This is a genomic window from Thalassotalea sp. PS06 (assembly GCF_007197775.1).
Lineage (GTDB): Bacteria > Pseudomonadota > Gammaproteobacteria > Enterobacterales > Alteromonadaceae > Thalassotalea_A.
Map to the genome: position 1 here is coordinate 3003435 of NZ_CP041638.1, position 20752 is coordinate 3024186.

Sequence of the window (20752 nt, forward strand, 5' to 3'; positions counted from 1 at the left end):
ACGTTTGGCCCTGTCCCTTTATCTTCGCAAATGTAGCAATACTCAGTCATATCATCTCTGGCTAAATTGAATTTTGACTGTTTGGTCGCTTGTTCAAAGGTAATGTAGATCTTTTCAGTCGGGTTAGGTTTGAGCCAATCATGCACAAACCAACCCTTAGCCAAACTAACAAAAAGTATAACCACATAAAAAAAATTTCCTTCATACAATCACCATTTGTATAGATAACTTGTTTACAGTGAGTCGAATGCGCAGCTTTCTGAAAACTATTTTTAGCAAAGCCGATATCTAATTGCTAGCACTAAAGAAATTAAGCTGAAATGTATTAATGTCGCGGGGAGTAATTGTAATTAGGGCGTTTGCCTAGGCCGTGTCATCGGCTCAAATGTAAGGAAACCTTTTTACGATTAGTTTTTCTAGACTCGGTTAATGAAGAGCGATACAACTTTTTACCTAAGGTATCGCGTTGACCTTTCGCCCCCACAGCTGACTACTAACTTCCAGACAAAATCAGAGCCTTTCAATTTCAAATATCAGATTAGTTCCTAGTTGTAAGCTAAAACTAGAAAAAGGCTCTCTAATATGTTTCGAGAGCCTTTTATTCAATAGACCTTTTAGAAATTTTGTTCAGTAAATTGTGCCAATGGGCTTCGCTCTACCTCATCAAAAATAAGCACACTGCCCCGTTCAAAATTTTTATATGTATTCACAGCTGCCGCTGCTCCTGAACTGGCAGGAGTTATGAACTTATCATCTATTTGACTAAGATTCCCAAGTACAACTGTGCGACAGTTCCGCCCCCCTCGGCTCAACATACCTTTCATTTGAGCTTTGGTCATGTTCTGACTTTCATCGATTATCAGAAATGCGTCATCCAACGAGCGACCACGAAAATAGGCCATTGAAGTAAATTCAATCGACGCTTTCTCAATGATATGTTCAATCGTTGCATAGGTATTTTCCGTGTCAGAATCATCGCTATGCATTGAAATCAGTGCATCCGTAACGCCTGCCATTAATGGCATAGATTTTTCTTTTAAATCCCCGGGCAAAAAGCCTGGATCGTCATCCATAAAATCTCTACTTCTAACAACCACTATTTTTTTATATTTTTTAGTTTCAAGAACCTGATGCAACGCAGCCGCCACAGCTAAAAAAGTTTTTCCGGAACCTGCAGGCCCGAGAATAATGTTAAGATCATAGTCATCATTAGTAAGCTGTTCTAACGCTACAGCCTGCCTAGCATTCTTCGGTGTGATTCCCCACACCGAACCCTGCTTTCTTAGAAGAAGTTCAGTAAATACATGTTCTTCGGTGACTTCTAATATTTTCCCAATATGTCCTGCCTCATCGTACCAATACATTCTAGGCTGACAGTTTTCATTAAATAGTCTTCGGTCAAATCGATAAGTTTCACCACTTAACTTAAAGTCATTGTCTCCAGTTAATTTATCAAATAAATCCCCTTGAAACTCCTCCACGCCTGTATATAGTAGGTCTACATCAGCAATGGAATTATCTACTTTAACATCTTCTGATTGCACCCCCATTGTCCTAGCTTTCAATCGCATATTGATGTCCCTAGAAACAATACATACCTTCTGATGCAATTTTTTCTGGAGGGATATAGCAAAGTTTATGATCCTATTATCAGCATCACTGCCTATACCATGTTTCAAGGCATCATCTAACTCGACATTAGTGTCAATTGAAACGAAAAGTTTTCCACGGGTACCAATTTCTGGAGCAGGTAAATCAATTCCCTTTTCCATTTCCTCTGCAGAATGGCCGTTAATAATGTCCTCCAACATACGAATGACAACTCTCGCATCTGCGCTAACTGACTTGTCTACTCTTTCTTTCAAATTGTCTAATTCTTCTAAAACAGTTAAACACACATAAATATCTTCACTATAAGAAAGCAGTGATTTGGGATCGTGTACTAAGGCACTTGTATCTAAAACGCGAGGGGTATAAGTTTCAATATTCATATTAAGCCGCCTTATCTAATTGAGTTAAAAAATTCATGCTTAAAGTGGGGTTTTCACTTTCACGAACAAGGTTAATTGGTGAATACTCTCGTTTTTCAGAAACGTAATAAGGACGTATTTTTGGTTTTTGTTCAAATTTTTTGTTCACCACGCTAGAAGCCGCGAAAACACAAGGATGTGAACAGTTTAAAGAGTTTTTAGTTCCGGGGTAGTAGATTACCAACGCGTTCTGAATCGAACGACCTCGCATGAAATTGATGGATTTAAACTGAATATTAGCTTTTTCCATGATGTAATTCATGCTGCCGGCCATGCTTTCATCCTGTTTGTGCAGCACTTCCAGGGAATCGGTAATGGCTGCTAACCAGGGCGCCATTTTCTCTTCTTCGGTGCCTGGTAAGAAACCGATAGATTCGGCTATTTCCGGTGTTGAGCGGGTAACAATCACTTTATCATATTGCCCCATCTCAACCGTTAATTCTAACGCTGAAGCCAGTGCCAACAGTGTCTTACCGCAACCTGCCGGTCCGGTTAATATCACTAAATCGATATTCGGGTCGAGTAAGGCGTCCAGCGCCATGCCCTGATAAATGTTTTTCGGGTGAATACCCCAGGCCTGCCGCCCCATCAAGCGTTCATAGCCTAAATCCTGAACCGCAACGGTATCGCCTTCAATACCAACAACTTTACCCGCAAAGGTTTTATTCTCATCTATTAGGTACTCATTAATGAAAGCGGCTGGAATGAGGTTTTTATCGATAAAGTGTTGGGTATAACGACCATCGGTCTCACTCTGACAATTACTGACCTGCTCCCAGAAATCGCCTTCAAATTTATGGTAGCCCGAGGTTAAAAACTTAATGTCATCGACTAGCTGATCGGTACGGTAATCTTCCACATAAGCAAGACCTGCACCTTTGCCTTTAAGGCGCATATTAATATCTTTGGTAACTAGCACAACCCGCTTTTTCGGGTTCATCTCCTGAATATAAAGCGCGGTATTAATAATGCGGTTGTCGTTTTCGTTATCAGATAATGAACCGGCTTTTTGTTGTAATTTAAAATCATTAAAGATCGACAATCTGCCCGGCTTTATCTGAGTTTCCGATTTATTCGCCAGTTCAACACCTGCCATTACCTCTTCAGGGGTTGCATCAACAAGGGTGTCTTCGAGTGCGCGGATCGCCACGCGGGCATCTCGGCTAACGTCTTTTTTGCGGTCTTTAATATTGTCTAGTTCTTCGAGTACGGTCATCGGAATGACCACATCATGTTCCTGAAAGGATAGGAATGCGAAAGGTTCGTGTAGAAGAATATTGGTATCTAACACATAGATGGTACTTTGTTCTGTCATATAAAATCCTGCTGCCTACAAATTCATTGTGAGCCAATACCGGAGCTGTGCGGAGCAGAACAAAGGGTAAGCATATCGTTGGGTCACCGTCCTTGTCTCTCCCAGACCGGCCATCGGAGCCTGTGGTGCTATTTGAGCAAGAAAAACCTCCCTTTAAGCGATTACCTTGTAACCACTTTGACAGTTTATTAAGCAACTAGCAAGTAACAATTTGAAGTCAATGGATGAAAGTTATTCACCATTGCAAACGATTCGATTTAGCCCTTGATTAAAAGCTGACGGCAAGAAGACGGATTCGAATCTATCCTTAAAACAATTCCTCTAAGTGTTTTTCCACTCAGTGAGAATTAAATGGAATTGGTATTCTTAGCAATTGCTTGGCTGTGGGCTATATTCGCTGGTTGTTTTTACTACAAATTGCATTAATAGTGACCCCTGAAAACAAACAAGTTTTAAATTAGTTTCAACCGGGACAAGAAAGCGCTAACATGGCGCCCGTTTTGACAAGCGCGGATTTTTACGGAGAGTTTTATGTCATTTTTTCTTGGTCAACGCTGGATTTCAGATAGTGAGTCAGATCAAGGTTTAGGCACCGTGGTTGCGGTAGAAAATCGATTTGTCACCATTCTTTTTACTGCTACCGGTGAATCCAGACAGTATGCCATTAAAGATGCCCCGTTAACCCGGGTAGTATTCAATGTCGGCGACACGATTCCCAGCCATGAAGGATTCTCCATAACCGTCACCAACGTTATCGAAGATAACAACCTTTACACCTATGAAGGTACCCATCAGGATACAGACGAAACCGTGCAGCTAAAAGAAATGATGCTGGATCATTTCATCAAGTTTAATAAACCTCACGACCGCCTGTTAAATGGTCAGTTTGATCGCCTTGACTGGTATCAGTTACGTAAACGCTCGTTGGCAATTGCCAACGAGCAACAACAATCGCCATTAACCGGGTTAATTGGTGGCCGCGTCAGCCTGATTGAACACCAATTATATATCGCTGAAGAAGTTGGCCAGCGTTATGCACCGCGGGTGTTACTCGCCGACGAAGTCGGTTTAGGTAAAACGATTGAAGCGGGTTTGATTATCCACCAGCAACTGGTTTCCGGTCGTGCCCAACGGGTATTAATCGTCGTTCCTGAAGCCCTTACCCACCAATGGTTGGTGGAAATGATGCGACGTTTCAATCTGAAATTCAGCATTTTCGATGAAGAGCGCTGTCAACAGTACGGCGAGGAAGAAAATCCGTTTAGTAGTGAGCAGTTGGTGTTGGTCAATCTTAACTTTCTAGCCAGCAACGCCGACCAATTCGAAAACATTGCCAATGAAGAATGGGACTTAATGGTTGTTGATGAAGCCCATCACCTTGCCTGGAGCGAAGACGCGCCAAGCATGGAATACCAATGCATTGATATGTTGGCCGAATATATCCCGGGAGTGTTACTTTTAACGGCGACCCCAGATCAACTGGGACATCAAAGCCATTTCGCCCGTCTGCGTTTGTTAGACCGCAATCGTTTTTTTGATTATCAAAAATTTGTCGAAGAAGAACAGCACTATGCTGATGTAGCCGATGCCGCCAATGCCCTTTTGGCAGATAAAGCATTGAATGATGCTCAACAACATAGCCTGCAGGTATTGTTTTCGGAAAAAGATATCAGCGCTGAGTTGATGGCAATCAATAGCGATGATGAACACAGCGATAAAATCAAAGCCGATTTAGTCGATCAATTGCTGGATCGGCACGGTACCGGCCGTATTCTGTTTCGAAACTCTCGTAATACCATCAAAGGCTTCCCTGAACGCCAACTTCATGCCAAAGCCCTGCCGTTACCAGAAGCCTATGACGAATGCATTCAGGATTTTATTGCTCAAGGTGATACCGATGAGCTGTTAACCAATAATCGCTGCAAATACATATTCACCCCGGAATGTTTTTATCAGCTTGGCCCTCATCAATCTTCATGGACCGACATCGACCCACGTGTTGATTATCTGATTGAGTTACTGAATCAGGATCGCAAAGCCAAAGTCCTGGTCATTTGCGCACAGGCGCAAACTGCGAAAGATTTAGAGGAAGCATTGCGCGTTAAAGAAGGTATTCGCGCTGCAGTGTTCCATGAAGGTATGAGTATTTTTGAGCGCGATAAAGCTGCGGCTTATTTCGCTCAGGAAGAAGATAGCGCCCAGGTGCTGTTGTGTTCAGAGATTGGTAGTGAAGGTCGTAACTTCCAGTTCGCTCATCAGTTAGTGCTGTTTGATTTACCACAAAACCCGGACTTACTGGAACAGCGTATAGGCCGATTAGATCGTATTGGCCAGACCCAAACGATAAAAATTCATGTCCCGTATTTTGAGCAATCTCCGCAATCAATGCTGATGAATTGGTATCACAATGCGATGAATGCATTCGAACAAACCTGTGTAACCGCCCGCGCCATCTATGATGAATTTTCCAGACCTTTGGTGCAAAGCGCATTGCAGGGAATTTGGGACGATAGCAGCCTCGAAAACCTGGTTAACGCCAGCCGTGAGCTGCACCTCAAACTTAAAGCAGAATTAGAAACCGGCCGCGACAAGCTTTTAGAAATCCACTCATCTGGTCATGGTAAAGCCGCGCAACTGGTCAAGGATATTGAAGCCCAGGATGAAGATATTAAACTGGCGCAATATATGTTCTCGGTATTTGATGTGTTTGGTATTAATCAGGACGACAAAGCCGACAATGCCATTGCCCTGACACCAAGTGAGCACATGCTAAGCCCTAACTTCCCAGGTCTTGGGGAAGACGGCACAACGGTAACCTTTGATCGCCAGACCGCGCTTAGCTGCGAGGACTATCAGTTATTAACCTGGGATCATCCTATGGTTCGTGGCAGCCTTGATTTAGTGCTTAGCGATGAAATCGGTAACGCTTCTTTAGCTATCCTTAAAAACCCGGCGATTCCAGTGGGCAGCTTCTTTGTAGAATGTATCTATACCCTGGAGGGCATGGCGCCGAGTGAATTACAATTGGGTCGCTATTTACCAACCACACCAATTCGTTTGTTGCTGGATAAAAATGGTAATAATCTCGCAGATAAAGTGAATGAAGCCGGGTTTGATCAGCAGTTAAAACCGGTGAAGAAGCAAACCGGGATGCAATTAGTGAAAGCCCTGCGCAGCTTTGTACCGCCGATTGTTGATAAAGCCGAAGCCCTGTGCAAACAGCAAGTCGCAGGACTACAGCAACAGGCGTTGGAAAAGATGCAGTCAGGTTTAAACGAAGAATTAACTCGACTTAAAGACTTAGCCGCAGTGAATCCGAATGTTCGTGAATCGGAACTTGAATTTATTGTTGCACAGCAGGAGCAACTTACCCATTATATCGAGCACGCGCAGTTAAAGTTTGAAGCGATTCGCTTAATCGTTGTGAGTCACTAAACGGAAGAACAAAGACGGCAGTGTACAGACGACAGAATTTAGAAAGAGCATACTTGCCAAGATATCCGTTGTCTGCCATCTGCCATCTCAATTCCCGAGATTTTATTTTTCGGGTAAAATATCGAAGTGCACAGACAGCAGACCAAAGAAAAGAGCATACTTGCCAAGATATCCGTTGTCTGCCATCCGAATTCCCGAGATTTTATTTTTCGGGTAAAATCTCGAAGTACACAGACGGCAGAGTTCAGAAAAAGCATACTTGCCAAGATATCCGTTGTCTGCCGTCTGCAATCTCAATTCCCGAGATTTTATTTTTCGGGTAAAATCTCGAAGTGCACAGACAGCAGACCAAAGAAAAGAGCATACTTGCCAAGATATCCGTTGTCTGCCGTCTGCAATCTAAATTCTCGAGATTTTATTTTTCAGGTAAAATCTCGAAGCGCACAGTGCACAGACAGCAGACCAAAGAAAAGAGCATACTTGCCAAGATGTCCGCTGTCTGCCGTCTGCCGTCAGAATTTAGAATTCTTAATTCTAAATTCCGAATTCTAAATTTGTTTTGAAGTAATTTTTCTTATGTCAGCCAATCCAGATTTTGTTTACAAGCCGCCGATGACGCCTTATCTCGATATTTTGTATCGAGATGATGACTTGCTGATTGTCAATAAACCAAGTGGGTTATTAACCGTACCCGGTCGTTTGCCCGAGCATCAGGATTGTCTACAACACAGAGTGCAACGGGTGTTGCCAACGGCAACCATAGTGCATCGTCTTGATATGGCCACTTCCGGGGTGATGGTTATGGCGTTGAACAAGCCCAGCCATGTCGCTATATCCCGTCAATTTGAAAAAAGACAAACCGAAAAATATTACCTGGCACGGGTATTTGGCAGCGTTAAAAAAGATACCGGGGAAATTGATTTACCCTTGATATGTGACTGGCCAAATCGTCCCAAACAAATGGTCGATCATGAACGTGGTAAAAAAGCCATAACGGGATATCAGGTGCTAGAACGAGAACCGCAAACCACCCTGGTAAAACTGATGCCAGTAACCGGTCGTTCCCACCAGTTGCGTGTCCATATGTTAAGCCTGGGGCATCCGATTATTGGCGACAGGCTATATGCTCATCCACAAGCTTTAGCGCTAAGTCCACGCCTGCAACTGCACGCCAAAGCCCTTACCCTGTTTCACCCCCATAGTGGTGAAAAGATGACTTTCGAGACCGAGCCAACCTTTTAACCTCTGCTCAAACACAATTTACTTTTCTCAGTATTTATGGGAAAAATAACCTTTGTTAATTGCTGAGAAAATAACATGGACATACTCGGATTTATCTTTGGCTTGTGTGGATTTAGCTTTGCACTAATGGCCCACAAGCGCATTTCCAAACTCGAAGAAAAGCTCAAAGAATTGTCAGTAATTGACCAGGAATTTGATTCTGGCGAGAAGCCCTGAATAATCAATTCAGTCAAAGTTCCGGGCTTTTAAGAATCATTGGCAAATCATGGTCGCAAGGGCTTACGATTTTTTATGATACGTTACAGCTACAAATCTTCCTTAAATAACCAAAGAATAAACTAAAGGAACACAATGAATAGAATCATCATTATTGCAATGACGCTCATGCTTGGTGCATGCACAACGGTAGGCTCCCAGCATCGGCCAGCCAACTATTACAATGATAAGACCACTCAGCCGGGACTTACCAGCCAGCTTCTCGCAGATGACAACGATCAAAAAATTAATGAGCTGTTGGCCTACCGTGTCAGCTTGCCGGCATTAAATCGCATTGCCATACTCAAGCTGAATAACCATCAGCATTGGCAATATTATTCTTCGGATTTTACTGCTCTTACGCAATCTTTAAGTGATGGATTTATTCGTGAATTACGGTCATCCGAGAAAGTCTATGATGCTTCGTTTTTGCCGGCTATGTTGATCCCAGAAAAAACATCCATCAACGCATTGCGAGAAGCTGCGGCAAGATTTCAGGCTGACTTACTTTTAACGTATCGCAGCCAATGTGATTCCTATCAAAAGTATCGTTTTCTCGACCCCAACGAGAGTAAAGCTTATTGTGCCGTTGAAGCCATTGTTGTTGATGTCAGATCAGGGATCATCATTCAGTCTGTGGTCAGCACTCAGGATGTAAAAGCAATTAACGTTGACGCTGATACGAATTTTTCAGAAACAGTCAAAAAAGCAGAATTGGAAGCTGAGGCAAAATCGTTATTAGAAATAGGTAAACAAGTGAATGCCTATTTAAGGCAAGTCGAGGTTAGCCGAAGCTAACGTTAAAAAGTAAGCGTGGCAGCGACATAGTGCTGCCACACTCATCACATTTTACAAATGATGGCGAAGGTCGAAACGATCGAGCTGCATTACCTTACTCCAGGCCGCGACAAAATCATTAACGAATTTCTCTTTCGAGGTGTCATAAGCATAAACTTCGGCAACCGCTCTGAGCTCTGAATTAGAACCAAAGATCAAATCTACGGTAGTTGCGGTGTATTTTTGCTTACCACTTGCGCGATCCATGCCTTGATAAATACCCTCTTCACCGGCTTTTTGCCAGCTAGTTGACATATCCAGCAGGTTCACGAAGAAGTCGTTACTCAGCGTACCCACTTTGTCCGTGAACACACCATTATTGTCGCCTTCAGCATTGGCACCAAGTACCCGAAGGCCGCCAACTAATACTGTCATTTCAGGTACCGTCAGGTTGAGTTGATCGGCACGGTCAACCAGCATCTCAGCCGGGCCTTTATAGCTGGTCTCGGCATTGAAGTAATTTCTGAATGCGTCGGCTTTAGGCTCTAGCAAGGCAAATGATTCAACATCCGTTTGCTCCTGAGTTGCATCCGTTCTGCCGGATTCAAAAGGTACCGTTACCTCATAACCGAAATCTTTGGCAGCTTTTTCAACCGCGGCATTGCCAGCCAGAACAATCAAGTCTGCCATGGAGACACCCATGCCACCGGAAGCATCATCATTGAAGTCTTTTTGAATATCGCCAAGCTTATCTAACACTTTTGCTAAAGATTCAGGATTATTAACCGCCCAGTCTTTTTGCGGCGCCAACATGATACGCGCGCCATTGGCACCACCGCGCATATCCGAAGCCCGGAAGCTTGCAGCAGAAGCCCAGGCGGTTCGAATCAAATCCGAAACCGATAAGCCGGAATCTAACACTTCTTTCTTCAATGACTCGATAGCATCATCATCAAGGGCTTTAAACTCAACAGCAGGCACGGGATCCTGCCAAATTAACGCCTCGTCCGGAGCTGAGTCGGCCAGATAGCGGCTTTTCGGGCCCATATCACGATGGGTTAGCTTGTACCAGGCCTTAGCAAACGCGAGTCGATATTGTTCTGGGTTTTCCAAGAATCGCTCAGCAATTTTACGATATGCAGGATCAAACTTAATCGCCAGATCTGCGGTGGTCATTACCGGTGGATTACGCTTACCTTTCACGTGGGCGTCGGGTACCGATTCATGTAAGGATTTGTCCTTTGGTACCCAAATGATGGCACCTGCAGGGCTTTTGGTTTGTTCCCATTCAAAATTTAACAGGTTTTGCAGGTACAGGGTGGTCCATTGCGTTGGTTGTTGCGTCCAGGCACCTTCTAACCCACTAGTAACCGTATCTTCAGAGTGGCCTTTACCACAGCCGTTTTTCCAGCCAAGGCCCTGCTCTTCTATGCCCGCTCCGCCAGGTTCTTTGCCCAGGCACTCGCCCGCTTTCGCGGCACCATGCATTTTCCCAAAAGTATGGCCACCAGCGATCAAAGCTACCGTCTCTTCATCATTCATCGCCATACGACCAAAGGCGACGCGAATATTTTTCGCCGAGCCTTTCGGGTCAGGTTTGCCTTTCGGACCTTCCGGGTTTACGTAAATCAACCCCATATGGGTAGCCCCTAAAGGACGTTGCAGTTCACCATCTTTGTCTTCTCGGTCACTGGCAAGCATTTCCACTTCCGGCCCCCAGTAAACCAAATCAGGCTCCCAGTCATCGGTTCTGCCGCCGGCAAACCCATAGGTTTTAAAGCCCATATTTTCAAGGCCCACAGTACCCGCCAGAATCATTAGATCGGCCCAGGAAAGGCTTTCACCATATTTCTGTTTAACAGGCCAGAGCAAACGTTTAGCTTTGTCGAGGTTACCGTTGTCCGGCCAGCTATTGAGAGGATCAAAACGCATCTGCCCGCCATCGCCACCACCTCGGCCATCCAGGGTGCGATAGGTCCCGGCGCTGTGCCAAGACAAGCGGATAAAGAAAGGCCCGTAATTACCGAAATCTGCTGGCCACCAGTCCTGTGAATCGGTCAGCAACTTATCGACGTCAGCTTTAACCTGGTCCAAGTCCAGAGCGTTAAATTTCTCTGCATAGTCAAACTCTACGCCATAAGGATTTGAACTTGGACGATGATCGCGAAGCGGTGACAAATCAAGTTGATCCGGCCACCAGAATTGATTGGATTTTGGTTGAAGCGCCGTAGCATCTCCAGACCCCATTACCCCAGCTGGTTTGCTTGAGGTTTGCTCAGCAGCGGCCGGCGTTGCTGCCAGCAATGTACTAATTACCACTGCTACCGCGGAACGTTGAAACTTGTAAGTAAACTTCATTTGCTACCCTCCAGTATTCAGGTATTGCAACTGAGATGTTGTGCAACGATAAAAATCGCACAACAATTCAGCGATTGTTTATTTGTTTTCGACCAATTAAGTGTAGTGGGTGATTTAGAATAGAAAAAATTGTTTTAATAGATTGTTACGATAGATTTTTTCAATAGCATAAATCATTGATTTATCGCTGCTTTAACTAACAAAATGAGAGGTTGAGGATATGTGTTTGGGCGTGGCAAAACAACGTTGGGAAGCTAGCTGGGAGGCAAAGAAATAATGGAGCAACATCATGTCACTAAGTCGTCAATTAAGCCGCTTGTTTAGTTACCAACTCATAGGCGGCCTGTATATCCTGCGCCTTTTGCTTGGCATCTTCCATTAACTGCGGTGGCAGGCCTTTAGCCACCAATTTATCCGGATGATGTTGCGCCATCAGCTTGCGGTACGCCTTTTTGATGTCTCTGGCAGGAGTCTGAGGTGTCACCCCAAGGATCTTATAGGCGTCGTTAAGACGTTGTTGCTGTTGTTGCGGCGATTGTTGCGAACCTTGTTGATGAAAGTGCTCGCCAGCAATAATGCGATCCAGCATGAAATCCAGGTGACGAGCCGGAATACCCAAAGCACCACCGATACCATGAAGGATCTCACGCTCTTTCGGATGCAAGTCATCATCGGCAAACGCCGCCTGAATCTGAATTTCTACGAACATCTGCAATAAGTCTTTACGGCCAAAGCAAACTTGCTTTAACTTTTTCATTTGCTCCTGCAGATTGAAATGCGGTTGTTTGCCTTCTCGAAAGGCGTTTTGTGCTGCCTTACGTGTCTCTCCACTTAGCCCCCAGCGATTCATATGGCCGGTAGCAAAGGCGATTTCATCTTCGCTGACCTGTCCTGAGGCCTTGGCTATATGCCCCATTACCGAAAACGTGATATAAAAGAACTGGTTTTGACGTTCCGTTTCATTTTGCTGATTAAAGGCCGCAAAATCTCCACCAAGTCCTTTGTCAAATTTCCAGCCAACAAAGAAACCTAAAACGGCGCCAATAATTCGTCCGACTAAAAAGCCAAATAAGGTACCAAAAACTCTACCCCAAATTCTCATCAATTAACCTTTCGCAAATAAAAATGACCGGTTTTACAACCCATTAGAAAACCATCAAGTCATTAAATTGATTTCAATAATGGCGTCTATGTTACAAACTTCCCCCCGACTATTGCAATGCTACTTTGGTATTCAAATGTATCAATCCCCGAAAGCCTCGCAACAATTAGTTTGCAGCAACTCAGCTTTAGACCATTCTCTGCAATCAAAGCCTTGTCTAAAAGCCTTTAAATTCTCACTGAGTGAGCGATAATTTAATGTGATTGGTATAATGTAATTTCGAAGGAATTGCTATATCATAGTCGCCAATGTAAATATTCGTAAGTTGAAGTTATCCCTTACGATTCGCAGAGCGGGTCGAAGTATACCAAACCATCAACATGTGGTATCAGGCCAAGACTATAATAATTGAATTATTTGATAACAATAAATTGTCTAATTCTTTCGGAAAGTACATGCCAAGCTCCCGTATTGCTGTATTGTTAACCGCTGTTAGCGTACCCGTGTTTGCCCAGGAATCCAATAACCTGGCGCTGTCTGGCGACTTCATTCAATGTCCTTTACCCGAAGTAGTTCCAATTGAGCTTAAAGAAGATTTAAGCCAACGTTTTGATTCCATCGTTATCGAATCGAAATCTTCAGAAACCGTCGCCGACAAAGCGACCAAATTTTCCGGTGGCGTGAAACTCGCTTACGAAGATAAACGCATTGTCGCCGACGAAATATTGATCGACCGCGACGCCGGAAAGATTCGCACCGCCGGTGATACCAAATTTCAGGATGGTAATATCACCATCCAATCGAGCCAGCTAGAAGCTGACAATGCCAAGAATTCGGTGGTGATGAGCAATTCCAATTATCAGCTGGGGTTGTCCCCAGGCCGTGGCGCCGCTGATCAATTAAAAATTACCGAACAAGGTGTAATCCTCGAAGATGCAAGTTTCACTTCATGTTTGGGAGAGACACCAGATTGGCAAATTTCCGCCAGTGAAATCGATTTATCGACAGAAGACAATACCGGTAGTGCCTACAACACGGTCTTTCGGGTAAAAGATATTCCGGTAATGTACTTACCTTACTTCACCTTCCCACTTACCAATGAACGTAAGACTGGTTTTTTATATCCACAAATATCCTCCTCCAGTAAATCCGGGTTTGAATTAGGTTTGCCGTTTTATTGGAATATTCGCGAGAATATGGACGCCACGATTACGCCATATTATATGTCCAAGCGTGGAACCCAGTTACGAAGCCAGTTTCGTTATTTATTTGGTGAGCAATTTGGTCAGGTAGATTTTGAATATCTGGGCTCTGACAGCGAACTATCCAGTAACGATGAACGTTACCTAGGTCGTTATCAACACATGGGAACTTTTGCCGAAAACTTTCGGGTATTTGTCGATTACAGTGACATCAGTGATGACAACTATCTGGTCGATTTAGAAAGTGATCAATTTTCTTCTACCGATGCCTATTTGTGGCGTATCGGTGAGTTATCCTATTTTGCTGAGAACTGGCAAACGAGCATGAAAGTACAGGGGCTGAAAGTATTGGGTGATCGCGAGGACAGTTATCAAACGATCCCGCAATTGGATTTTCAGGCTTATCAACCGCTTGGATTTTTGAATAGCTCATTTAATGTATTTGGCGAATATACCCGGTTTGAGATCAGTGATCCGACTAAACCAGAAGCGGATCGTTTCCACGTTGAAGCGGGGTTTGCGCTTCCTTACACTATGCCAGGTTGGTTCGTAAATACCGATTTGCGGTTGATGCATACCCAGTATCAGCAACACAATATCGACAATAACCCTCTGTTGGACGAAGATGTCAGCCGGACACTTCCAAAAGCCCGCATCCATGCAGGGTTAAGATTTGACCGTTTTGCCAATTACTTCAAACAGAACTTTGTGCAAACCCTAGAGCCGCAATTGCAGTACCTGTATATACCGGACGAAGATCAGTCGATGATCGCCAATTACGATACCACGCCATTGCAGGATGATTTTGACGGACTGTTTCGAGACCGACGTTTTTCCGGTTTAGACCGAATCGCTCAGGCCAATCAGATTTCCTGGGGTTTGACATCACGCCTTTTAGATGAATCAAACACGGAACTTTTCCACCTTAGCCTGGGTCAAATCGTCTACTTCAACGATAGCAATATCGCGTTGAACGAAGACAATGAGCCAGAAAGCGAGTCTGCTTTAGCCGCAGATTTATTCCTTCAGTTGACCGAACGTTGGCAATTTCGTGGTGATATTCAGTATGACACTGAGCAAAATAGTACCGAAAAAAGTCAGCTAACTATTGATTATCGTAAAAATGAACGTAATCTGGTGCAACTGAACCATCATTACATCCGAAATTTATCGGGTAATGAGATCGAACAAGTCTCTGCATTGACCAGTTTTCCGTTGAGCCGCCATTGGCAGTTTATCGGTCATGTCACCGAAGATTTGGTACGTAGTCGCTCTTTGGAAGCCTATGCAGGCCTGCAATACGAGAGTTGCTGTTGGGCGGTACGCGTTGCCTACCACCGTAATATCAATACCAACCTTGACGAACAGGACTTTTTGGCCGAAGATCGCGATGCCTTTGATACTGGGGTTTCCCTGCAATTTGTGCTCAAAGGTTTAGGTGGCGATCAGAAGCCTCTGGCGATTGATGATATGTTACGCTCAGGACTGTTTGGCTATAAGCGGCCATATTTCCTCTCAAACTAATGAATAGATGTATGTTAAATAAAACAATAATCCGAAAGGCCGTTTTGGCATCAGGCCTGATGATCAGTGCTTTGAGTTTCAACGCTGCTGTAAAAGCCGAGGAACAACCTCTTGATAAAGTCGCAGCTATTGTGAATTCAGGTGTCGTCCTGGAATCTGAAGTACAGGCTCTGGTTGATCAGGTAAAACAACGTGCCCAGGATGAAGGCCAGGCGTTACCATCTGATAACGCACTTCGCACCCAGGCCATGGAAAAGCTGATCACCGACAGCCTGATGATGCAGCTTGGTGAACGGATGGGTGTACAAATCAGTGATGCTCAACTGGATGAGACCATCAAAAATATCGCCCGTGAAAACGGCTTTAACAATATCGTCGATTTTCGTATGCAAATTTTAAATAGCGGCCTGCAATGGGACAGCTATCGTGAAGACGTACGCAAGGAATTGATAACCGGTGAAGTCCGCCGTGCCAGTGTTCGTCGCCGCGTCTCTATTACTACCCAGGAGATCGATAACCTGGTTTCTATGATGCAACAGCAAACCAATGCTGATATCGAATACAACCTTGGTCACATCCTCATCGCTTTCCCAGATGATCCTAACCAGGAAGACTTAGTAGCCGCAAAAGAGCGTGCCGACAAAGTTGTTGATCTTCTGAAAAACGGTTCAGACTTTAAAAAGATTGCCATTGCATCTTCAAGTGCTCCTACTGCGTTAGAAGGTGGCGATCTAGGCTGGCGAGGCATCAATGAAATGCCAACCCTGTTTGCAGAATTAGTAGATGGAAAAGACTCTGGTGACATTTTCGGCCCGGTTCGTACTGGCCTAGGTTTTAATATCATCAAAATTCTCGATATCCGCGGTAAGCAAAAAGTCGAAGTGCAGGAGGTTAAATCCCGTCACATCCTTATCAAGCCGTCGATCATCTTATCGGAAGAAAAAGCCGAGCAAATGCTACTTGATATGTTGGCGAAAATTGAAGCTGGCGAAGCAGATTTTGATACCTTAGCCCGTGAAAACTCCGAAGGTCCGACAGCGACTCGTGGCGGTGATTTAGGCTGGGCTGATCCAGAAAGCTATGACCCAGCGTTTAAAAACGCGTTGGCAACATTAGACGTTGATGAATACCACAAGCCATTCCGTTCATCATTTGGCTGGCACTTAGTGCAGTTAACCGGTCGTCGCACCTTAGATGCTACAGACACCAATAACTCCAACCGTGCTTACCAGCTCATATACAACCGTAAGTTTGGTGTTGAGTCTGTTCGATGGATGAAAGAAATTCGCGACGAAGCGTATATTGAAATTATGGATGAAGGAAACAGCGACTAATGGTCTCCAAAATCGCAATTACACCAGGTGAACCGGCAGGCGTCGGTCCCGATATTTTAATAAAACTGGCTCAGGAAAACTGGCCGGTGCAGTTAATTGCGATTGCCGACCCTGAGCTCCTGAAGCAGCGCGCAGAGCAACTCGGTCTTAGCATCGAAGTCGATTTATACGACGAGTCTGAGGCTGCAAAAGCTCACCAGGCTGGCCGGATTACGGTCAAACCTGTTTTGCTTGCTGACACCTGTGTACCGGGCGCCTTAAACCCAAATAATGGCGCCTATGTGGTAGAAACCTTGCGTCTTGCCTGTGAAGGCAACATGAGCGGTGAATTTGATGCCATTGTCACCGGTCCTGTGCACAAAGGCTTGATCAATAAATCAGGTATTCCATTTAGTGGTCACACCGAATATTTTGCCCAACAGGCAAATTGCTCTGACGTAGTGATGATGCTGGCAACCGAAGGTTTAAGAGTGTCTTTAATGACAACCCACATCCCTTTGGCGTATGTCTCTAAAGCGATTACATTTGAACGTATTCAGAAAATTACCCGTATCCTTGATACCGATTTAAAACAGAAATTTGGTATTCAAGAGCCGAAAATTTACGTGTGTGGCCTGAACCCCCATGCTGGAGAAGATGGTCACTTAGGTCGTGAAGAAATCGATGTGATTTCACCTGCACTTGATAGCCTCAGAGCCGAGGGTATTCACTTGGTTGGCCCTTTGCCTGCTGACACTATTTTTCAGGAAAAATATCTGGCTCAGGCCGATGCTGTGATGGCTATGTATCACGATCAGGGATTACCCGTACTAAAATATAAAGGATTCGGGGCATCGGTAAACATCACCCTTGGCCTACCCTTTATCCGCACCAGTGTCGATCACGGCACCGCCATTGAGCTTGCCGGTAAAGGCAAAGCGGATTGCGGCAGTTTTCGTGCCGCCCTTAACCACGCGATAGAGTTGGTAACCAACAGAAAATGAGTAACAAAAGCCATTTAGGGCACCAGGCCAAGAAACGGTTTGGTCAAAACTTTTTACATGACGATGCCGTCATCAGTCGAATTGTCGATGCTATCGACCCAAGCTCGGGTGAAAACCTGATTGAAATTGGCCCAGGCTTAGGCGCCCTGACAGAACCGGTTATCGAAAGAGCTGGCGATATTAGCGTTGTCGAATTAGATCGCGACCTGGCCCACCGCCTGCGCCATCATCCGTTCATTGCCAAACACCTTACTATCTATGAAATTGATGCACTGAAATTTGATTTCGGTACACTGGCCGATGAACAACCACTGCGTGTTTTTGGGAATCTCCCCTATAATATTTCAACGCCTTTAATTTTTCATTTATTGACATTTAAAGATAAAATTAAAGATATGCACTTCATGTTGCAAAAAGAAGTGGTTAATCGCATGGCCGCGGCACCGGATAGCAAAGCGTATGGCCGCTTGTCTATTATGTGCCAATATTACTGTCAGGTGGTTCCTGTAATGGAAATTGGTCCGGAAGCATTCCAGCCACCACCGAAAGTTGACAGTGCGATTGTGCGATTAATCCCTCATAAGGAAATCCCTGTTCCTGCCAAGGATGTCAAATGGCTTAGCCGAGTTTGTACAGAAGCCTTTAACCAAAGAAGAAAAACAATCCGAAACAGTTTGAGTAAATTGCTATCCGCTGAACAATTGGAATCTTTGGGTATCAAACCAAGTTTGCGTCCCGAGAACCTTAGCCTGCAGCAGTATGTGCAGATAGCCAATTATTTAGCCGATAATTCACCAGAGTAATCGATTTGATGAACACCCTAAGTAGCCAGGATAATTCTCAGGTAGACATTAATGCTCAGGTACATTTTATTGAAGAGCAGTCCGATCAATATAATGAGCGTTTTGTCTTCAGTTACACTATAACCATAGAAAATCGCAGCGAAGAAACCTTACAGCTTCTTGCCCGCAGCTGGCTGATCACTGATGCCAATGGCAATAAAGTCTCCGTGGAAGGCGACGGCGTAGTTGGCCAACAACCCGTTATTGCCGCAGGCCAATCTTATCAATACACCAGTGGTTCCATTATTAAAACCCCCTTAGGCACCATGGAAGGCTTTTATACCTTAAAAGATCTAAGTGGAAACGAACATAAGGTTCAGATCCCGGTATTCCGTCTAGCGGTGCCAAACATACTGAATTAATAAACGAAGAGTTGTATGGCGATATATCTGGTCGGTGATGTGCAAGGATGCTACGTTGAGTTACAACAGGTACTCGACCAGGCTAACTTCGACCCGCAACATGACGAACTCTGGCTAACCGGCGATCTCGTCGCCCGCGGTCCCGATTCTCTTGCTACATTACGGTTTCTTAAATCGCTTGGTAGTGTTGCCAAACCTGTCCTCGGTAATCACGATTTACACTTGCTTGCGATTTGGGAAGGTTTTAAAAAGCCACACAAAAAAGATTTATTAGAGCCCTTGCTAGAAGCCAGTGATGCACCTGAGCTTATCGAGTGGCTGGCACAGCAACCATTATTGAGAAAACTTCCTGATAGCAATGCCTACATGAGCCATGCGGGTATTGCTCCACAATGGGATGTGGAAACCGCGATAAAGCAAGCCGCCTATGTCCAGTCTTGCCTGCAACGGGATCGCCGTTATTATCTTGGCATTATGTATGGCAACAATCCTGCAGCATGGAACCAGGCTGAAGATGCCGAGCAGCGATTTCGCTACAGCGTTAATGCCTTGACCCGCATGCGGTACTGCACCTCTTCTGGCGATCTGGAATTTACTCATAAAGAACACCCCGACCACAATCCTGATAATGGCCTGTATCCCTGGTTCGAACTGGATGGTAATCTAGGCGAGACAGAATGGGTTATTGGTCATTGGGCGACCCTCGATGGCAATTGTTCCAATCCCAACGTTTACGCTCTGGATACCGGTTGCGTCTGGGGTGGATATATGACTTTGCTACGTTGGCAGGATAAGAAAATTTTTCGTGTTCCGTCGATCAAACGTGCCGGGTAATTTATTCCTTCCTTACAGTAGGCAAAAACACTTCATTTATATCTCCATAACATTTAGGCAACAAATACTCTTTTTCATTAACCGATAAAACCATATACTTAGGCTTAAACCCCCAAACCTTAGATGGAAGTTTCAATGGCAAGAGAGCAATTTGGTGTCTGTGCCGAACCGAATTTACACAGCTATTACCTGCTTTTTAATGTTCTTGAAAATAAAAATGATTATGTTCGTCACACTCTGGCAAAGCTTCCAGAAATGTTTGCCGACTACCAGGAGCAGTTTTCTGAATCAAACTTAAATGCTGTAATTGCCATTGGTGCCGCCTATTGGGATGAATTTTACCCTCGGGCTAAGCCCGTCGGATTGCGCCCGTTTGCAGCAATGCAGCGGGATGATAGAGTAGCGCCAGCAAATAACATAGACCTTTATATCGAAATTCGCAGCGATCGCGCTGATGTAAATCATATTGTCAGCACTCGTGTATGCGAGATGCTCAACTCCAGCGTTGAATTGGTTGAACAGGTCAAAGGGTTTCGCTACCTGGATGGACGGGACCTGACCGGTTTTGTTGACGGTACAGAGAACCCTAAAGGACCACATAAACGCGAAGTAGCGCTGGTAAAAGGTGAAAACCAACCGACATTTGCGAATGGTAGTTACCTGCATATTCAACGATATCGCCACAACATGAAGCTTTGGCAAACCCTGGAAACCAAGCAGCAGGAAGATGTTTATGGTCGAACCAAACGTGATGACATTGAATATGCCGCGGCAGATAAAGCCGATACCGCTCATACTAAACGAGCAAACCTAAAGGATGATCAAGGTAATTCCCTGGAGTTAGTTCGACAAAGCATGCCGTACGGTCACATGAAAGTTCAGGGGCTGTTTTTTGTCGCTTATTGCAACAATCCCGATAATTTTGAATTGATTCTTAACAGTATGATTAACGGCGACTCTGAGGGTAACTACGACCATATCCTCAAGTACACACAAGCTGAAACCGGTGCAGCGTTTTTTGCACCATCAATAGACTTTATTGAGAATCTGGCACCTGAGAATGATACCATTCCACATTAATTTCTAGTCACTCAGCAAATTTTCTAGAAGGTATAGCTCACAAATTAATTCGTCGAATGGTATGAAGAAAAAACTGG

15 protein-coding genes are annotated in these 20752 nt (G+C 44.5%); 11 read left to right on the forward strand and 4 right to left on the reverse strand.

All coding sequences use genetic code 11. The features are described from left to right. Window positions 1-614 precede the first annotated feature (614 nt). Window positions 615-1991, reverse strand: coding sequence for a PhoH family protein (locus FNC98_RS13215; RefSeq protein ID WP_143581676.1), 1377 nt, complete (start codon window positions 1989-1991; stop codon window positions 615-617). Window position 1992: 1 nt separating this feature from the next. Further along, window positions 1993-3345 (reverse strand): PhoH family protein, encoded by a 1353-nt coding sequence (locus FNC98_RS13220; protein ID WP_143581677.1) that lies wholly within the window; start codon window positions 3343-3345, stop codon window positions 1993-1995. A 531-nt stretch (window positions 3346-3876) separates the two neighbouring features. Here FNC98_RS13220 and rapA point away from each other — a divergent pair. The 4 genes from rapA to FNC98_RS13235 all read left to right on the forward strand — a co-directional run bounded on the left by rapA (window position 3877) and on the right by FNC98_RS13235 (window position 9075). Continuing rightward, entirely contained in the window at window positions 3877-6780 is a 2904-nt protein-coding gene (rapA, locus tag FNC98_RS13225; RefSeq protein WP_143581678.1) for an RNA polymerase-associated protein RapA, read from the forward strand. Between the two features lie 576 nt (window positions 6781-7356). Next, window positions 7357-8022, forward strand: a complete 666-nt coding sequence (gene rluA, locus FNC98_RS13230) for a bifunctional tRNA pseudouridine(32) synthase/23S rRNA pseudouridine(746) synthase RluA (RefSeq protein ID WP_143581679.1) — start codon at window positions 7357-7359, stop codon at window positions 8020-8022. A 75-nt stretch (window positions 8023-8097) separates the two neighbouring features. After that, window positions 8098-8238, forward strand: a complete 141-nt coding sequence (locus FNC98_RS16835) for a hypothetical protein (RefSeq protein ID WP_185967971.1) — start codon at window positions 8098-8100, stop codon at window positions 8236-8238. Window positions 8239-8373: 135 nt separating this feature from the next. Beyond that, entirely contained in the window at window positions 8374-9075 is a 702-nt protein-coding gene (locus FNC98_RS13235; RefSeq protein WP_143581680.1) for a hypothetical protein, read from the forward strand. Between the two features lie 51 nt (window positions 9076-9126). On the opposite strand, the gene katG is transcribed toward FNC98_RS13235, so the two are convergent. Further along, a complete protein-coding gene (katG, locus tag FNC98_RS13240) occupies window positions 9127-11412 on the reverse strand; it encodes a catalase/peroxidase HPI (RefSeq protein WP_143581681.1) in 2286 nt (761 codons plus the stop codon). A gap of 307 nt (window positions 11413-11719) precedes the next feature. After that, complete coding sequence (gene djlA, locus FNC98_RS13245) at window positions 11720-12514, reverse strand: co-chaperone DjlA (RefSeq protein ID WP_143581682.1); 795 nt, start codon at window positions 12512-12514, stop codon at window positions 11720-11722. Between the two features lie 455 nt (window positions 12515-12969). Here djlA and lptD point away from each other — a divergent pair, with 455 nt between their 5' ends. The 7 genes from lptD to FNC98_RS13280 all read left to right on the forward strand — a co-directional run bounded on the left by lptD (window position 12970) and on the right by FNC98_RS13280 (window position 20675). Continuing rightward, complete coding sequence (gene lptD / locus FNC98_RS13250) at window positions 12970-15240, forward strand: LPS assembly protein LptD (RefSeq protein ID WP_185967972.1); 2271 nt, start codon at window positions 12970-12972, stop codon at window positions 15238-15240. An 11-nt stretch (window positions 15241-15251) separates the two neighbouring features. Continuing rightward, the gene (gene surA / locus FNC98_RS13255) at window positions 15252-16574 is read left to right on the forward strand and encodes a peptidylprolyl isomerase SurA (RefSeq protein WP_143581684.1); all 1323 of its coding nucleotides are present in this window, start codon (window positions 15252-15254) and stop codon (window positions 16572-16574) included. Continuing rightward, window positions 16574-17557 carry a 4-hydroxythreonine-4-phosphate dehydrogenase PdxA gene (gene pdxA, locus FNC98_RS13260; protein ID WP_143581685.1) on the forward strand — a complete coding sequence of 328 codons (984 nt, stop codon included), beginning with the start codon at window positions 16574-16576 and terminating at the stop codon, window positions 17555-17557. The genes surA and pdxA overlap by 1 nt, the downstream gene beginning before the upstream one ends. Beyond that, window positions 17554-18360: a 16S rRNA (adenine(1518)-N(6)/adenine(1519)-N(6))-dimethyltransferase RsmA gene (gene rsmA / locus FNC98_RS13265; protein WP_143581686.1), complete on the forward strand. Its 807-nt coding sequence runs from the start codon at window positions 17554-17556 to the stop codon at window positions 18358-18360. Before pdxA ends, rsmA begins: the two co-directional genes overlap by 4 nt. Window positions 18361-18368: 8 nt before the next feature. After that, complete coding sequence (gene apaG / locus FNC98_RS13270) at window positions 18369-18761, forward strand: Co2+/Mg2+ efflux protein ApaG (protein ID WP_143581687.1); 393 nt, start codon at window positions 18369-18371, stop codon at window positions 18759-18761. 15 nt (window positions 18762-18776) lie between these two features. Beyond that, complete coding sequence (locus FNC98_RS13275; protein WP_143581688.1) at window positions 18777-19595, forward strand: symmetrical bis(5'-nucleosyl)-tetraphosphatase; 819 nt, start codon at window positions 18777-18779, stop codon at window positions 19593-19595. A 135-nt stretch (window positions 19596-19730) separates the two neighbouring features. After that, window positions 19731-20675 carry a Dyp-type peroxidase gene (locus FNC98_RS13280; RefSeq protein WP_143581689.1) on the forward strand — a complete coding sequence of 315 codons (945 nt, stop codon included), beginning with the start codon at window positions 19731-19733 and terminating at the stop codon, window positions 20673-20675. Window positions 20676-20752: the final 77 nt, after the last annotated feature.

Bases quoted from the DNA above. Each gene is read 5' to 3' on its own strand.
- FNC98_RS13215 (WP_143581676.1), bottom strand. From the start codon at position 1,991: ATGAATATTGAAACTTATACCCCTCGCGTTTTAGATACAAGTGCCTTA.
- FNC98_RS13220 (WP_143581677.1), bottom strand. From the start codon at position 3,345: ATGACAGAACAAAGTACCATCTATGTGTTAGATACCAATATTCTTCTA.
- rapA (WP_143581678.1), top strand. From the start codon at position 3,877: ATGTCATTTTTTCTTGGTCAACGCTGGATTTCAGATAGTGAGTCAGAT.
- rluA (WP_143581679.1), top strand. From the start codon at position 7,357: ATGTCAGCCAATCCAGATTTTGTTTACAAGCCGCCGATGACGCCTTAT.
- FNC98_RS16835 (WP_185967971.1), top strand. From the start codon at position 8,098: ATGGACATACTCGGATTTATCTTTGGCTTGTGTGGATTTAGCTTTGCA.
- FNC98_RS13235 (WP_143581680.1), top strand. From the start codon at position 8,374: ATGAATAGAATCATCATTATTGCAATGACGCTCATGCTTGGTGCATGC.
- katG (WP_143581681.1), bottom strand. From the start codon at position 11,412: ATGAAGTTTACTTACAAGTTTCAACGTTCCGCGGTAGCAGTGGTAATT.
- djlA (WP_143581682.1), bottom strand. From the start codon at position 12,514: ATGAGAATTTGGGGTAGAGTTTTTGGTACCTTATTTGGCTTTTTAGTC.
- lptD (WP_185967972.1), top strand. From the start codon at position 12,970: ATGCCAAGCTCCCGTATTGCTGTATTGTTAACCGCTGTTAGCGTACCC.
- surA (WP_143581684.1), top strand. From the start codon at position 15,252: ATGTTAAATAAAACAATAATCCGAAAGGCCGTTTTGGCATCAGGCCTG.
- pdxA (WP_143581685.1), top strand. From the start codon at position 16,574: ATGGTCTCCAAAATCGCAATTACACCAGGTGAACCGGCAGGCGTCGGT.
- rsmA (WP_143581686.1), top strand. From the start codon at position 17,554: ATGAGTAACAAAAGCCATTTAGGGCACCAGGCCAAGAAACGGTTTGGT.
- apaG (WP_143581687.1), top strand. From the start codon at position 18,369: ATGAACACCCTAAGTAGCCAGGATAATTCTCAGGTAGACATTAATGCT.
- FNC98_RS13275 (WP_143581688.1), top strand. From the start codon at position 18,777: ATGGCGATATATCTGGTCGGTGATGTGCAAGGATGCTACGTTGAGTTA.
- FNC98_RS13280 (WP_143581689.1), top strand. From the start codon at position 19,731: ATGGCAAGAGAGCAATTTGGTGTCTGTGCCGAACCGAATTTACACAGC.